A 17,953-nucleotide genomic window follows, 5' to 3' on the forward strand; every position below is an offset into this window, starting at 1 on the left:
CTTTTCAGGCAGCCTTTATATTCCTTTATTTAAAATTGCACCACAAATTGTACTGAAGTCCTTTGACCAGATTCTTCTACGGTAAATATGTAATTTCCCGAACCAAGCACATTACGAAAGATGACAGTATTAATATCGTTTGCATTAGATATGGTTCCTTGTTCTAACAATATTCCAGAAAGATTATGAATCATATACGTAAATGACGGGGCCTTTATACCTTCTACTATCATGTGATTACCATAACCTACGGTTGGATACATAACCAGCCCTAATGATGGAAGGCAACTATTCATAATAGCATTGATACTACTTGCATTAGGACCGTTCATAGAAATTTCAATAGTACCACCTACAGCATTTTCTGCTAACAATTGTTTAATTCCGCAAGCATTCTCCAAGCCTTTGTTGTTTTTTAGTACAAAATCTTTGCTAAGCGATAATACTTTATTCAGTCCATCGAGATTTTTTAATGCTACATTATTATTTATATGTATCGCATTATCTACTACCATATTTTGCAAGCCGTCCACGTTTTCTAATGTACTATTAGAATATAGATACATCGCTTTTGCTATAGTTTGTAGGTTACTTAAATCATCCAGATTAAGTAATTTGGTATTGTTTAGATAGAGAATATTCGTAATAGTTTCCAGATTTCTTACCCCATAAAGATTTGCTAGATTATTGTTAGTAATTCTTACATCTGTTAGTGTGGTAATGTTAGATAATGCGTCGATATTCTCTAATTTAAAATTGTTAAACAATTCTAGTCTCTGTAGTGCTGTTATATTACTGAGTCCATCAATATTGGTTACCAGCGTATTTCCTCTAAGTTCTAAAGTACCATTAATAGCCGTTAGATTCTGAAATCCATTTATTTGAGTGAGTGCTTTATTACGATAAATCTTTAAATCTCCTCCTAAATTTTCTAACACATTGAGTGGGCTTAAATCCACAATATCTCCTGTTACCAATTCTTCGATAGTCAGGCTACCTGCCACTTCGCAATAGTTAAAAGTATCGATATCTTCTTGTGATTCTAGTTTCAAATCTCCAGGGTGAATATCACAAGAAGCTTCTTTATATTTCCAAATTGTACCTTGTCCTCCCATCTGATAAAAATACATACTATCATTTAACACTATTATGGGGTCATTCGGATAGGGACTAAATTCTCCAATGTTTTTTTCTACAATCCCATCGAAAGATTTAAAAACTACTTTATCAACTTCTTCTGCAAAATAAAATAGCTTGTCTTGAAATACTGTTGGACGTTCTATCGTATAATTTATTCCTTCATTGCTAAATTCTGTAATGGCATTTCCATCAAATTTGTGAAATCGAAAATAACCTTCTTCCGGAACAAACTTGTTAAAACAAAGAATATCTTTATACGCCACTAAATTGTAAAACCTTCTTCTTTCTGTTGCAACCGTGCTAAAATTTTGGCCATCAAACCTTATAAGCTCATATTTTTCACCAATTCCAAACTGATCACGATATTCCTGTACAAAATATAGTTCATCCTTATAATTTACGATTTCATCTTCAGGGTAAATTCCAATGTCAGAAACTGCTGTTACCGAATCTCCATCAAACTTCCATATTTGTCTACCTAAATTGGTCCAACCAATAAAATACAATTCATTTTTGTAGGTAGTTAAAATTTCAATGCCAAGAAAACCGCCTTCGGGATATGCTATATCAGGTCTAGTAATTACATTTCCATCATATGACCTAAAAAACCTATCACTTTCATCTTTTGAAACGAAATATTGCAGACCGTTATATGCTATAAATTCACTAGCATATCTTATCGGATTGTTATTATCATCTAAAACAATAGACCTAGTATTATCTTTATATCGTATCAATGAGGAGCCTGTACTTTCGTTAATCCAAACAAACAATTCATCCCCTGAAGAATACACAACGTCTATACCGTTTACACTGGGATCATTACTAATAGGAACATTAATAATATTATCGTCAGAATTGATTTTCCAAAACTCTTTTTTCCATATTGGCAGTTGTGTATTTAATGTAGTGAAATAAATCTCGCCATTATACGCACCATCCAACCCAACAAAACTCAAAGGATTATCATCTGGTTTTTGGATTTCTGTAATTTGGCTGTAAACGACTGTGGATAAGATTATTAAAATTAATGTAATTATGTTTTTCATGTTTTCATGTTTTTATTTCCTCTTTATGTAACAACAGCACAAAACATTACCCCCCTTCTTTTAAAAAATGACATAAAAAAAGCTCCCAAAAACGGGAGCTTAACAAATCTATATGCTTCTAAAACTTATTTTACCATAAATCGTAAGGTAGTCACCTTATCATTTTCTTGTATCTTCATAAGATACATTCCTGTATCCAGAGGACTTCCTAATCGAATGGTTTTGAGCTCTGCTTCGTTTTGGAAAGAGCCTTGTTTCACTAACATCCCTGTCATACTATAAATAGTATAGGAAAAATCAGTTGACAAACCATTAATCGTAATATCTACTCCATCGGTAACCGTAGGATACAGCATCATTTTCTGAGATTTTATAGCCTCATTCCCGTTATAATATTGCTGAACAATCTTTTTTCTGGGTTTTAGTTGCCTGGGTTTAAAAACAGGAGACGGTCCAGGTATACATCGTACACTTCCTGCCGGATACTCCCGAATCACCTCATAGGCTTCAGTATCACTATATCGCACTTGAGCTTCCTGAATAGTGCCTAAACACAACACGTAATATAGCTCAAAATAGTCCCGAGATCTCACATTAGGATCATCTGATGTAAAAAGCAGTGGATTATTATCTAATATAAAGCTATCATTATCTTCTACCACATCGAGAAGACTAAAAGCCAATCCCCCTAAACCTCTAAGTGATGCATTATTTCTAATCACTACGCCATCCACTTGTAATAAGCTAGATAATGGATCTAAACTGGTAATATTTCCTGATACGGATTCTTCAATAATCAGTGTACCCCTGATAATCTCGTAATCAAATGAGTCTATTTCTTCTTGAGACCTTAGTGTGAGGTCTCCAAAATATGTTTTTTTACAAAAATTAATAATATCTTCTACACTACTTGATGTACTGCCATTATTCGATATTGCACCTACTGAAGGCTGTATGATGGATCGCCATATGGGAGCAGGCTCTATCAAGCCGACAATACCACAACCATTTTGTAATCCTGTATTATCCGTAACAGATAGTTCATCTTGTATCCCAAAAATTCCAGAAAGTCCATCTAATGTTTGTAAATTAGAGTTATCATAGACAATTACACTACCTGGAACTAGTCCTACATTGGAAATAGCATCGATATTAGTTAGGCTGTTATTTTGACCAATTTTAATATCACAAAACCTAAATAAATCAAAAGCTCTTAGACTTATTCCATCAAGATTTCTTAGGTTTTGATTGTTATAAATATATAAATCTCCACTTAACACATTCAATTCTGAAAACCCTTCGAGTGTTTCGATTGATGGATTATTAACAATATTTAAAGAGCCACCTGTCGCTTTTAACAAACCGAAATTACCTAGATCAGTAAGTGAAGTGTTATTTTCAATAATAAAATCCCTTCTTAATACACTCAAATTAGAAAGCGCATTAAGATCCTCAATTCTTTCATTGTTTTTAATCACCAAATCTCCTGTTACTGTTGTTAAATTTGACAATCCATTTACATTTGTGATCTCTCCACGTGAAGCTTCTTCGATAATGACATCTCCATTAACTTTACAATATCTAAAATTATCAATATCCGATTGATCACTTAATAATATATCGCCAAAATAAATTCTACAATTATTACATACATCAATAATACGCTCTATATCACTAGTATCTGCTCCATTATTTTCTATGGTAATCGTTCCTCTATACACCAAAGAAGGATCTTCTAGCAATTGAACAATTCCACAAGCGCTTTCGAGATTTGTATTACCAGTAATCTCTACATCATCAATCACAAACATGATATTAGACAATGCATCCAGATTTTTTAGTTTCGTATTTCCAACAAATCGTATATCTATGTTAATACTGGTTATCTTTTCGGCTCCTTCTATAGTTTCGAGGTTGGGATTATTCTCAAAATCCAAGGTAACGAAGTTCCCTATTAGTGCTTTTGATATTCCTTTGATATTTTGCAGATATGGATTGTTATGAATATATAAACCTCCCCTGATTTCAGTGATTCCTGATAATCCATCCAGATTATAAATAGGAGTTTTTTTAAGAATAAGACTTAAAATACTGGTCACTTTTCTTAGGGGGCTTATATCTGATATTTTCGCATTTACGATTCGTAAATGGCCATCAATATAGGTTACATTTCTTAGTCCGGAGATCGTAGTCATATTTAGATTAGATGTAATCTCCAGATGATCCCCGATTCGTTCTATATTATTAAATCCATCCAGTGTGGCAAGTCCCATATTCCAATGTATACTTAATCCACCACCAAGTGTACTAAGTCCATCAAATGTACTTAGGGAAGTAAGTCTATGATTTGCATGAATCTTAATGCTACCAAATACCCGTTCTATATTAGAGAGGCTACTTACATTAGTAAGATCCGCATTATTCATGATTTCCAGGTTTCCATTCACTGTTGTTATACCCGACAGACCATTAAGGTTCTGTAAATTGTTATTTTTTATAATGAATAAACCTCCTCCTAGAATTTCTAGTGTTTCTAAAGGTGTTAGATTTGTAATATCTCCAGCCCTGGATTCCTGAATAGTTAAACTCCCCTGAATCTCTGAATAATTGAAACTGTCGATTTCTGTCTGGGAGCTTAGTATAAGGTCTCCGACATGGACCTGTTGCGCTACTGATACCGTAAGACTCATCATAAGTCCCACAAAAAAGAATAATTTTTTTCTCACTTTGTTTATTTTATTTTGGGTTGCATATCTGATAAAAAAGAAGCTCCCCTTATCTTCTATTATTTTTTCAGTTATACTTTATGTTTAAAATCACTAGAATGTTACCCCTATCCTATTGTGATTTTTTAGGCCTGCAAAAATAGTCTTTTTTATCAATACATCATATTATTATTTGGTTATGAATGCATTAGACTTATATCTTTCTGGTTTTCCTTATAAAAAACCAAATCCCCATTACTATTATCACTACAACAATCAATACATACAGGTATCCATATTTTGCATTAGATAGATTAACTTCCGAAATATCTCCCAATACATAGAAACCTCCCCAATATACCGGGTCCATTTCATACATATTTGCTGTATTCAGAAATTGTAGTTTTGCCTTCTGCAATGCTTTTGCTTTGTTCATGCCATCAGAAAGATTACGATAGAAGTTTTTCATAATCTCTGGAGTAGTATCATCAGAGACTTCCCAGGAGGTAAGTAGTAAACTTTTAGCTCCAGCGTATTGAAAGGCTCTTCCTAAACTCATCACCCCTTCTCCTTTAGAAATTTTTCCTGAACCCGTATTACAGGCGCTTAGAACAACCAATCCCGCTGGGATCTCCAGATTATATATTTCTTGATTGTATAGGTAATTATCTTCACTTGATAATGAATCCTGTGTAAAGAATAGTTTTGAGTTCTCCGGATGCTTATCATCTAGTTCTCCGTGAATGGCGAGATGTAATAAATCATATTGATTTACATGTTTTTTAAAATTAGCTTCTCCTGCTTCTTTTCCATAAAAATAATTACCATCAACAATTTCTGAAATTGCCTTAATTTCTTTTCTGGCACCGGGTAAATCATCTTTGGTGTTTCGTAAGGTATTCATCGAAATAGAGGAAGATGTAGATGCATTATCATTTGAAAACGAAAAAGCCAGGCATTCTTGTAAAACATCTTGTTTTTCTGATTTTTCAGAAAAGAACAACTCCGCAGAATTGGCATAACTAATCACCTTATCTTTTAAGAAATATGAAATCTCCTGGGGGTTCGAATCATCGGATTCTTTGGTTATTAATAGATCAAAATTAAGATGCCATAAAATACCACTTGGTACAATAATTACTTGATCTACTTCTTCTTTTAACTCGATCGGGACGATTAAATCTTTATATAGCGTGCTCCCAATTTGAGAATATCTATTCATATCCTTTTGAATAACTGCCTCTCTAAAACCAATAACTTTTTCTTCAAGGTTTTTGATATGTAATGGTTTCACGGTAAACTCATCATTAGAAATATAAAAACTATAGACTTTTGATTCTGTCACAAAATATTCCAGAAACGCTGTTCTTGCAGGTAATTTTGCTTGAATATCTTCTACAGAAATAATGTCATGATTGTAAATTAGTTGATAATATTTAGGATATGAGCTCGCTATCTTTTTAGTTATTGAATCGTTTTTTTGAGTATATGAAAATACTAAATCCTCATACTTCTGTATTTCCTTAGTATTAATGGTATCCTGATTACCCTTATACTCATATAGCTTTGAGGTATATTTTGCCAATTTGGTCTTCACTTCCTCTATTTCTTTAATTTTATCAGAAGGAACTCCTGCAAAGTTAGTAGCTTTTGTTTTTCTTAATTGCTCATTCAGCAAACGGGATTTGTTCTTCTCCGAAAAATAAAAAGCATCTTTCAGATAGTTGTCATCTCCAGTTTTTTGATTCAACCATAGTGCGGTACTGATAGCCTCTTGGTATAATTGCTTTGCATTTTTTTCCAAAGACATCTTATCTTCTGCTGATTGATATGATATTCTGGTTTCATCTAGTATCGCATCACACGTAAAAAAATGTTGATATGCTAATTCGACATTTTGGACGTCATTCTGGGTTTTGGCCAGTAGTTTTATTGCTTTTGCTTTTCCGTATAGGGCTGTTAATTGCGTATCTCCATTAAAATAATCTTTATTCTCTGGGATTGCATCAATATTTGTATCATTAAACTTTTTGGATCCCGCAATGATGGATTTATGATAGGTATCTATAGCCTGCTGATATTCTTTATTTACCAATTGAATTCTTGCAATTTCTATATATGCTTCTGAAGTATTTTGATTTTTTAATCCAAAGTTTTGTAGTGCGATAGCAAGATTCTTTTCATAATATTCAATTGCCTGATCGTATTGATCTTGTTGTTCATATAATTGACCAAACTCATAGTTTGAAAAAAATAAATTTCTATTGTTTTTATCAAAAAGAGACGTTATAATTTGTTCAGCTTTTTTTAGATAATCCTGAGCCTTATCATACTCTTTAAGTATTCTATAAGTTCCTCCAATATTACATAGAATCTCTGCTGTATTTATATGAGTATCCCCATAAATATCCTGGTAAATTTTTAAAGATTTATTGTATGTTTCGAGTGCTTTATCTAGTTTATCTAACTTTGTATATTGGGTCGCAATCCCGTTATAAGGTATCGCAAAGTATTCATCTCCTTCCTTGAGGTTTTCTTTAAAAATATTTAGTCCTTTATAAAAATACTGAAGGGATGTATAATGCTCTCCTATTTTGCTGTAATTGCCTGCCAAGTTACAATAGCTTTCTGCCAAATACGGATCTTTTTCTCCATACTCTTCTATATCTAAAGCAATAGCCTTTTCATAAAGTGGGATTGCTTGTTGATATAATCCTAATCTACTATATACAACGGCCAAGTTTAAATACACCGTATTCAATCGATTCTTTTTTCCCTCATCATAGAGCTCCTGATTTATTTTTAAAGAACTTGTATAATGTTTTTGCGCTTCTTCAGAAAGCCCCCAATCATCATAAGCGATCCCCATATTTATCTCCAGATCTCCTGTTTCGATATGATACCTCCCAACTTTTTTTAGCAGGATTTGAAGCGCTGTTTTATAGAGGGCTATTGCTTTACTATATTGGTTTTTTTTATGATAGACTAGCCCTTTAATAGTAAGAGCATTAGCTTCTAATACTGTTTCTTTTTCAAGCCTTTTATTACAAATACCCAACACTTCATCCGCAATAAGAATTACATTTTCATAATCATTTAGATAATAAAAGTAAGTATTTGCTATTTTTATAAGACTTTCAACCTGTCTTTTCCAGGAAGCATTTTCTTTAAAACCTATAGCGGCATTTTGAAAATTATTAATAGCATTATGATAATCTTCTTTGTATACTAATGAATCTCCTGTAATCAGGTATTGACGAGCAAGTAAAGTATCTTTTACGGTTTGGGAATATCCGGCTTTACCAGCACATAAAAAAAATACAATTACTAAAAGACCAAGATTTACTTGCATATACTTCTTCTGTATTTCAGTTTTATATAGTTTTGAAACTCTATTCATTAGTAGTTAAAAAAATAAATATGTTACTTTTATCGTCATTATTTTATTCGAACCAGGTAACAATTTACAGTTATTTAACATTAATCAATGAGTAACAACGAACAAAACAAAATTATAGCAGGAATTGTTGCAGGTGATCAAGCTATTATTACAGCGTTCTACAAAAAATATTTACCTCAAGTGAAAAGTTTTATCTTAAAAAATTCTGGAAGTGAAAAAGATGCTGAAGATATTTTTCAGGATGCTATGGTATTTATTTATGAGAAACTAACTGATGATTCATTACAGCTTACTTCTTCATTAGGAACTTACACCTATTCTGTATGCAGAAATATGTGGATGAATTCATTAAGAAAGAATAAAAAAGAAATACAACATGAAAGTATTCTTTCTATTGTCGCTTCGGACACTGAAGATATAACTGATCAAATTGAGCAAAAAGAAAGAAGCTACGTATACCAGAAATGTTTTTTGAAACTAGGTCCTGTTTGTCAAGAGATACTAACACTTTTTTTTAAAGGTTTATCTATGAAAGATATTGCAAAACAAAGGAATAGTACTGAATCATATATAAGAAAGAAAAAATTCAATTGTAAAAAAAGGTTGACAGAATTAATCAAGATAGATCCAGTTTTTGAAGAATTGAAAACAGACACTAAATAAGTTTCAACTATGGAAATGACACAAGAACTATTCGAAAAAATAGAAGCATATATTGAGGGTTCATTATCTGAGACTGAATTAGGAAGTTTTAAAACTCTTATAGAGGCTAATCCTGAGCTCAAGAATGAAATAACAATTCACAAAGAACTTCAAAATGAGCTTGCAAATACAAAAGCAATCGATTTTAGGAAAAAATTGATAACAGCCAAAGAAGAATTAGCGCAAGAGAATACTAAACAAAAGAAAAAAACACTAGCATCATCATCTTACTGGAAGATTGCTGCTTCTATCATCTTTATTATTGGAGTATCTACCTTTTTTTGGTTTCAAAATACTACTGAACAAGATTTATATGCCATGTATTATACTCCATATCCTATTGGTGATATTAAACGAGGTGCTGATGACACGGAAAATAAGGTTTTTAAAGACATTTTGTTCAATTATAAAAATCAAAAATATCAAGAGACTATCACTGATCTGGAAAAATTAGTTTTACAAAAACCAAATGAAGAAAAGTTAAAGCTATGCTTAGGGAACAGTTATCTTAATACCGATCAATTAATAAAAGCCAAAACGTTATTTAAAGCTTTCTCTACAGAAAGCACAAATTATTTTGATGCTCAATGGTTTTTAGCACTTACCTATTTAAAAATGAATCAAAAAGATAGTATGATTCCAATTCTAAAAGAATTGATTTCTCAAAACACCAGGTACAAAAAAAATGCAATTGCTTTATTGAAAGATTTGGAAGACGAATAAGTTCTTTAAAAACGAAAAAGCTCAACGGTCAGCGCATCGACCTATTGAACTTTTTCATAATTGATAGTCAGTCAGTGAAATAATTACTTACTTCAAAGATAAAAACAATTACAGATATCTTGGTTACTGTAAAACATCAAACTTTTTATGGACGATTACTTAATCTCATAAACTGCTATAGTATTAGAAACCTCATGGGTAATAATTACTAAATCATTTCCTGTTGGACTATCCTCCGCTTTTACTGCTATTAGTCCTTCTGGCCCAACATCTGCAGTATCTACCATCCAATCTAAAAACGTTGGACTTGCAGGATTTGTGATATCGAATACCATAGCGCCTCCGGTTCTTTCTAATCCAACAAAGAGCAATGTTTTGTCTCCTATTTTTAAAGTTTCTACTGCTTCTGGCTCTGCTCCTTTATCATCAGATCGATCATCAATTTCACCTTCATCATTATTAAAAAGCATAGGCTCTAGTTCAAAAGTCTTTTTACCAATTAGATCACCACTATCATATATAACGTTTCCTGATGTACTCCAGATCGTAAAGGATCTTCCTCCATATGCGTAGATTTTATCAAAATCTCCATCTCCATCTGTATCTCCATTAGCTGTGGTAGTTTTTAATCTTCCTAAGTTTTCATCTAACTGCAAAGTTGCAGCATCAGGAAATACGATTGGATCTAAAACCAAATCTTTTACTCTTTCCTCTTCAGAAAACCCATCATAATCTCTAGCATCTCCTTCATTTGCAGAAATTATATAATTTGCACCACTAATAGAGACAAATTCTATTGCATCCGGTTGATACATTCCAAACACGGGCCAATTCTTAAAATTCCCAGAAATATCATCTCTATTACTTACATCCAATTGATTCTGAGGCAATGAATGGTCTTTTAATCCCAGCCCAAGAATGTCTGTAACTACTTTAGTATCTAGATTTACTACAGCTAATCCGTTATTTTCTTGTAATGAAACATATGCTGTTTTGGAATCATCTGAAATGGCTATATATTCTGGTTCTACATCTTGCGCCAAAGTAGCTCCTTTGCCAAAAACTCTAAAATCATTGCCAATAGTTTGACCATTAAAAGCAGTAAACCCAGCATTAGTTATTTGTCCGGAAGCTACTTCTATAATAGTAATAGATCCTTCTGGGTCATTTACATACAAATCATCCGGCTCACCTTCATTAGCAACTACGATGAATTTACCATCTGGGCTAAAAGTTACCATATCAGGTAGTGCTCCTGCATCATATGTATTTAATAAAGATTGATTATCAGAACTATAAGTTGCGATAGTTCCATTAGCTTGTTTATTAGCTGCGTTTTCCAAAGCAACCGCAACTACTCCGTTAGAAACTGCTACGCTATTTGGAACTCCATTCACTGTTATATCTGTACCAGGTATAGGAGTTGACGGATTAGATAAATCCCAAACTGATATTTCGGTATCATTAGGATTCACAATAAACAACTTATTGGTACTAGGATCAAATGCTGAAATCTCAGCAAATCCTTCTTCGCCAGTACCATTACTGAAGGCTCCTATTTTTTCAAAAGTTAAATCAGCTGTATCAATAGGGTCTACGACAATATCATCATCAGAATTACAAGAAACAAACATACTTGCTACAGCAAGAATTACAACAATTTTATTAATGGTTTTCATTATTAATTTGATTTGAATTAGCTATCAAAAATCAATAATGAGTATATCCTTAATGTTATGAAAAGAATAAATTATAAATAATTTATTCTTTTATACAAAAACTGCCTGAAAAAAAATTTCCAGGCAGTTTTAAAAATATTATTTTTTGAATGTATACTATTTTATAATAATCTTTTTGTATTCAGAACCTTCTTCTCTATCTATTTTTACCAAATACATTCCAGAAGGTATCGATCCAACCATATCGAAAGTTAGAGATGTTTTACCTTTTTGAATTACATTTTTAGCTGTCGGAATTATGGTAGCTCCAGACATACTATAAAAAGACACATATACATTTTGATCTATCTTAGACATTACATCTACAGTAATTGTCTCTCCGGATTTTAATAATGTTGGATATACTGTTACCGAAGCTCCATCAAAGCCTTCTTCTTCCTCCTCTTCACAGTCTTCTTCATCTACAAAAACTGTTACCTGATCTGAATCACTACAATTACCAATAAAAATTGTTACTTCGTAAGTAGTAGTTTCTTCTGGAGATACTGTAATAGTCCTTGTAGTCTCTCCTGTGGACCAAAGATAGGAATCTGCTTCTGAAGAAGTAAGAATTACTGGCTGAGTAGATTTTGTAAAAGATCCCTCGCCTTCTCCTTCGGAACAAATAAATTGATCTTCTCCAGCATATGCTTCTAGATTAATAACACTAACTATTACTTCATCTATATCACTACAAACACCCGAAGTAACAATAACGGAGTATGTAGTAGTCTCAGTTGGAGCTACAATTATAGATTGTGTAGTCTCTCCAGTTGACCAAAGATATGTATCTCCACCATTAGCAGTCAAAGTTACTTCTTGCATCATTTTAGAAACTTCACTATCCATAAAAGTATCAGGTATAGAATCAATAACATTACAAATTGTTTGATCCTCTCCGGCATCTGCAGTAACAGAGCAACCTTCTACAAAAACAGTAATATCATCAACAGCTGAACACCCATTTAAAGATACTGTAACACTATATGTAGTGGTTTCCTGAGGGGAAACTTCAATAGTGCTTGTAGTCTCACCAGTAGACCATAAATATGTACCGCCACCCGTTGCAGTAAGAGTAGTAGTTTCTCCTATAGCTATAGTCTGATCTTCTCCTGCATCTGCAGTTACAGAGTTTACTACAACTGTTACCGTATCCGTAGCCTCACAACTACCATTAGAAACTGTAACACTATAAGTAGTGGTTTCTTGAGGGGAAACTTCGATACTAGCAGTTGTTGCTCCAGTTGACCATACTACATCTCCTTCTCCAACAACCGTAAGTGTTGCCGCATCTCCAGTACAAATATCCTGATCACTTCCAGCATCTGCTGTTGCAGAATCTACAGTTACTGTTACCTCGTCAGTAGCCTCACAACTACCATTAGAAACTGTAACACTATAAGTAGTGGTTTCCTGAGGGGAAACTTCAATACTAGCAGTTGTTGCTCCAGTTGACCATACTACATCTCCTTCTCCAACAACCGTAAGTGTTGCTGTATCTCCAGCACAAATATCCTGGTCATTCCCAGCATCTGCTGTTGCGGAATCTACAGTTACTGTTACTTCATCCTCACCTACACAATCGGTACAACTAGTTACGATAACCGTATACGTTGTATCTTCTTCTGGTGATACAGTAATGCTTTGAGTAGTTTCTCCAGTAGACCATAAATAATTTGCTTCTCCTGCTCCTGTTGTAATACAATCACCAAAATTAATGTTGATATCTCCATAAGCGAAATAACCATCAACTACATTCAGCCAACCCGAAGCACCATTTTTACCTTCCTCAGTCTCAAAAACATTAGCCCCATTTCCAACTTGGAATGCTTCTCCTCTTCTTGTTATAGTTATTACTTCTGAACCATCTGTTTTAGTTATGGTACCACTCATCTCAGGATAATACGTCCAACCGGTTGCATCCTCAGTATTACATTCGTGCTCTTTAGGGCTATTTGTAGGTGCTATAGTAGTTCTACCTGAATATGTCACATCCAACTCATATGTTTCTTGAGTTACCGTATAATCTAAAACGGTTCCTGTTAACTTTGCTGTACCATCAGCAAATTCTTCCCAAACCAAATCAACATTAGAGTACCATCTTTTATCACTTCTGTCAGCATTTGTCATCCAAATCACAAAATCGTGAGTTCCGGCACCACAATAATCAGTCCCTTCAATAGCATACTCTGTGCAATCTGTACAATTTTCTATACCACTAACCTGTGCAGTAAGAGTTATTTCTTCTCCTAAACATATTTCCTCATCTTCTCCGGCATCAACTATTACAGGATCATTTACAATAACGGTTACAGAATCAGAAGCCTCACAAGTTTCGTTAGTTGCTGTAACTGTATATGTTGTAGTTTCTGTTGGCGATACAGTAATAGTTTCTGTTGTTTCTCCTGTAGACCACAAAAACATTCCTTCTCCTGTAGCTGTTAACGTTACCGTTTCTCCTAAACAAACATTTTGATCATCACCGGCATCAACAGCAGCAGAATTAACCAATACCATTACTTCATCTGTAGCTGAACATCCATTACAATTTGTTACAGTTACTGTATACTCAGTATCTTCATCTGGTGATACAGTAATACTCTCTGTTGTTTCTCCTGTAGACCATAAGAAAGAAGTATTATTTGTTTCTGAAGTTATGCAATCTCCTAAGTTAAAATTAAAATCTCCTACAGAATATTCGTTATCATCAGTATCAAACCATCCGCAAGCTCCAAACTTTCCTTGTTGTGTTTCCGTTACATTAGCTCCATTACCTATTTGGAATGAAGGACCTCTTCTTGTTAAACTTGTAGACCAAGATCCATCTGCACTGGTAATTGTACCAGTAAATTCCGTATAATATTCCCATCCTGATTCATCCTCAGTATTACATTCATGTTCTTTAGGACTATTAGCAGGTGTATCCGTTGTTTTTCCAGTGAAAACTACATCTACCTCGTAATTTGATTGCGTGTTTGTATAATCGAACACAGTACCTTTTAATGTAGCAGATCCATCCGCAAGTTCATTCCATTCTAAATCTACATTAGAAAAGAACCTTCCTCCTTTTAACCACAATACGTAATTTTGATTCCCTCTACAATAATCAGTATTCTCTATACCATATTCGATGCAACTCTCACAACTTTCGTTACCATCAGTTGTAGCTGTTAAAGTTACTTCATCACCTAAACAAATTTCCTGATCTTCACCAGCATTTACTTGAGGTGCATCATTTATTACAACTTCAACAGAATCTGAAGCCTCGCAATTTTCACAATCTTTTACTGTTACAGTATATGTTCCTCCTTGGTTCACTGTAATTGACGGAGTAGTCTCGCCAGTAGACCATAAATAGTTAACCTCTGTAGTTGAGGTTGTAACACAATCTCCGAGATTAAAGTTAAAGTCTCCTCTATTGTACTGACCATCTGTGGTATTAAACCAACCACATGCTCCATATCTCCCTTGTTCTGTCTCTGTTACATTTGCTCCATTTCCTAACTGAAAAGCTGGACCTCTTCTTGACAAATCAATAGACCAGGATCCATCAGTACTCGCTACTGTCCCTGTTAAACCTGTATAATAAATCCATGCCGATTCGTCTTCAGTATTACATTCATGTCCTTTAGGACTATTTGTTGGCGTAGTACTTGTTCTTCCCGAATATATAGCATTTACTTCATAAGTCATCTGGGTTAATGTATGATCAAAAATTGTCCCGGTAAGTGTAGCAGTACCATCTCCTAACTCATTCCACTCTAAATCTACATTGGAAAACCATCTTGGATTATTACCATCCGTTAACCACATTACGTAGTCTTGATCCCTTCTACAGTTATTTGTATTTTCTACACCATATTCACCAGTACAATCAACACACTCTGATTCTCCGGATATAGTAGCTGTAAGTGTTACTTCTCCTTCCCCACAAAACTCTGCATCTTCTCCTGCATCAACTGTTAATTGACAACTTATTTCATCATCAGTACAAGAATCAAATACGTGTTGATGCAATTCTCCTTGAATATGATCATAATTAGCTGCAATTACTTGTCCATTAATATTTCCTGAAGAATCTTTAATTACATCTGACTTTGGAGCTAGTAAACTTCCTATAATCGTTGATCCTCCTTTTAATGTAAGACTAGAATTATTATAAAAATTCCAAATAATAAATGCCCCTTGTTGATCTCCGATTCCGGCAAGGTTTAAGATATTCCATTCGAAATCACCAGATGCATCAACATTGATAATTAATGGCGTATTTTGATTTGGAGTATTCTCAAAAGTTAAATAAGGTAGGTTTTGTAACTCTGTTCCGGTAACATTTAAAACATTAATTACATTCTGAGTAAGCAAGATTTTGTTATCGTTACTTATATCTACATTGGATTGCATATTACTATAAGAAATCGACTTTGCCTCGAATAATGCAAAAGCTGCTTCGAAATCAATCAAATTAGCTTGACCAACCGAATTTTGAGCTTGTTTTCTCTGTACTTGAATCCTTGGCTTAGCATCGTAATCTCCAGCAGTAAGTCTCGTATTGACTGATGCAAAATTAAAATCTACATCAAAAACTGAAGAGCCATTTAAATCACCTACCTTGGTGTATCCTTGATTAAGATGTATTCCTTCTCCAGAAGTATAAATCACTTTCCCGTTTACCACCAATGATGATGCTTGATCATCTCCATTGAAAAAGTTAGAACCTGCCGTTTGAGCGGCTAATGTAATAATTCCATCAATAGTTAAATCCCCTCCTAATGCAATAGGACCTTCGGTATCTCCTCCGTGGACCGTGGTATTGTATCTTACAAATGCATTATATCCTAATGCTTCTGATAATGGATTATTACATATCGATGTTGTTGAATAAGATGCTACTTTACTCTTTCCATCAATGTTTTTAAATCCAGATGTCATTATAAAAATGACGATCATAGTTAAGCCAAATAAAGACGAAACAATTGGAGTTGCTCCAGTTTTATTGCTTAACAAGTTAAGCTTGTTAGTAGTTTTTGACATTGTGTAGTTGTTTTTTCGTTTGAATTTGAAAAATTCAGTCTGGTTAATTTATTTTGGGTTTTACTTAAATAAATACAGAAGACACCAAAAATCGTAACAGTCCTTGACAGTACAAATGAGGTAACCTTTTTGAAATTTATTTGTTTTTTAAAGTTAAGCCGTTACTTAAAAAAAATGTGTGAAGATAAAGTAATGTTTATATCATATTTTAGGGCGTTTTAAATATGTTAATTCTGCTAAATTAGAGGATTCACTTTAAAAAAGCATTAAAAAAAGGTGTAAAAACGTTCAAATGCAGCATTTTATCTTCAAAATACAGTTTTACCGTAAATAATAAAATTGAAACACTTACAAAACCTTACAAGGCTTTTTTATTTAACATATTTTATTCCGAAAATCAGCGATTATAACCAAAGCGTTTTAATTGACGTTCATTATTACGCCAGTTTTTATTAACCTTTACATACAACTCGATATGAATTTGTTTTCCAAAAAACTTCTCTAATTCTTTTCGAGCCTCTACTCCAACTCTCTTAAGCGCAGCACCTTTGTGACCAATAACAATTCCTTTCTGAGAATCGCGTTCTACCATAATCACTGATCTTATTCTTATAATCTTCTCGTCTTCAAAAAATTCTTCGGTTTCAACCTCTACAGAATATGGAATTTCTTTTTTGTAGTGCATTAAGATTTTTTCTCGAATAGCTTCGTTTACAAAAAAACGTTCTGGCTTATCCGTTAGTTGATCTTTAGGGTAAAAAGGTGGTGAATCCGGCAATAATTCAATGATTCTCGCAAATACTTCTTTAACATTAAAGTTTTCTAAGGCTGAGATTGGATATAATTCTGCGTTGGGTACTTTTTCTGCCCAAAATTGTACTTGCTCTTCTAATTGTTCCTGATTGGATTGATCAATCTTGTTCAACAATAAAAATACTGGAATTTTCGCGTTAGTGATCTTATTGAAAAACGCTTCATCTTTAAGCTCTTTTTCTCCTATTTCTACCATATAAATGAGAACATCCGCATCTTCGAAAGCAGATTTTACAAATCCCATCATAGATTCTTGTAGCTCGTATGCTGGTTTAATAATCCCTGGAGTATCTGATAAAATTACCTGAAAGTCTTCTCCATTCACAATACCTAGAATTCGATGCCTTGTGGTTTGCGCTTTAGAAGTAATAATGGATAGCCTTTCTCCAACAAAAGCATTCATTAAAGTAGATTTTCCGACATTAGGATTTCCTATAATATTTACAAAACCAGCTTTATGACTCATACATAATATTTTGATGCAAAGTTAATTGATTATTCTGCAAGTTTATCCAATATTACAAAGGATTATTTATCCTAATAGCTATTATTTTTATAGCTAAAATAGCCTAGTAGTTATAACTATGAAAAGTAAAAAAACAATATAGAAAATAAACCTTTTGTTAATTTTTCGTAAATTTAATTCCAGTACGTTTTCAAAACCCCACGAAA

The 17,953-nt window shown here is 33.4% G+C and carries 8 protein-coding genes; 2 read left to right on the forward strand and 6 right to left on the reverse strand.

Annotated elements, in window-relative coordinates; all coding sequences use genetic code 11:
• Positions 1 to 29: 29 nt before the first annotated feature.
• The 3 genes from Q0829_RS15690 to Q0829_RS15700 form a co-directional block, all read right to left on the reverse strand.
• Entirely contained in the window at positions 30 to 2,189 is a 2,160-nt protein-coding gene (locus tag Q0829_RS15690; protein WP_298544813.1) for a hypothetical protein, read from the reverse strand.
• A gap of 125 nt (positions 2,190 to 2,314) precedes the next feature.
• Positions 2,315 to 4,915: a T9SS type A sorting domain-containing protein gene (locus Q0829_RS15695; protein WP_298544816.1), complete on the reverse strand. Its 2,601-nt coding sequence runs from the start codon at positions 4,913 to 4,915 to the stop codon at positions 2,315 to 2,317.
• A 193-nt stretch (positions 4,916 to 5,108) separates the two neighbouring features.
• Positions 5,109 to 8,294 carry a CHAT domain-containing tetratricopeptide repeat protein gene (locus Q0829_RS15700; protein WP_298544819.1) on the reverse strand — a complete coding sequence of 1,062 codons (3,186 nt, stop codon included), beginning with the start codon at positions 8,292 to 8,294 and terminating at the stop codon, positions 5,109 to 5,111.
• An 87-nt stretch (positions 8,295 to 8,381) separates the two neighbouring features.
• On the opposite strand from Q0829_RS15700, the gene Q0829_RS15705 reads away from it, so the two are divergent.
• Both Q0829_RS15705 and Q0829_RS15710 read left to right on the forward strand, forming a co-directional pair.
• Positions 8,382 to 8,957, forward strand: coding sequence for a sigma-70 family RNA polymerase sigma factor (locus Q0829_RS15705; RefSeq protein ID WP_298544820.1), 576 nt, complete (start codon positions 8,382 to 8,384; stop codon positions 8,955 to 8,957).
• A 9-nt stretch (positions 8,958 to 8,966) separates the two neighbouring features.
• Positions 8,967 to 9,719, forward strand: coding sequence for a hypothetical protein (locus Q0829_RS15710; RefSeq protein WP_298544823.1), 753 nt, complete (start codon positions 8,967 to 8,969; stop codon positions 9,717 to 9,719).
• A 155-nt stretch (positions 9,720 to 9,874) separates the two neighbouring features.
• Here the strand turns inward: Q0829_RS15710 and Q0829_RS15715 are convergent, their stop codons facing one another.
• From Q0829_RS15715 to era, 3 genes are all read right to left on the reverse strand, one after another.
• A complete protein-coding gene (locus Q0829_RS15715) occupies positions 9,875 to 11,398 on the reverse strand; it encodes a choice-of-anchor I family protein (protein ID WP_298544825.1) in 1,524 nt (507 codons plus the stop codon).
• Positions 11,399 to 11,554: 156 nt separating this feature from the next.
• Positions 11,555 to 16,468, reverse strand: coding sequence for a collagen-binding domain-containing protein (locus Q0829_RS15720; RefSeq protein WP_298544828.1), 4,914 nt, complete (start codon positions 16,466 to 16,468; stop codon positions 11,555 to 11,557).
• 397 nt (positions 16,469 to 16,865) lie between these two features.
• Positions 16,866 to 17,747 carry a GTPase Era gene (gene era / locus Q0829_RS15725; protein ID WP_298544832.1) on the reverse strand — a complete coding sequence of 294 codons (882 nt, stop codon included), beginning with the start codon at positions 17,745 to 17,747 and terminating at the stop codon, positions 16,866 to 16,868.
• Positions 17,748 to 17,953 lie beyond the last annotated feature (206 nt).

The organism is uncultured Aquimarina sp., from assembly GCF_947492405.1.
In the GTDB taxonomy this organism is placed as follows: domain Bacteria; phylum Bacteroidota; class Bacteroidia; order Flavobacteriales; family Flavobacteriaceae; genus Aquimarina.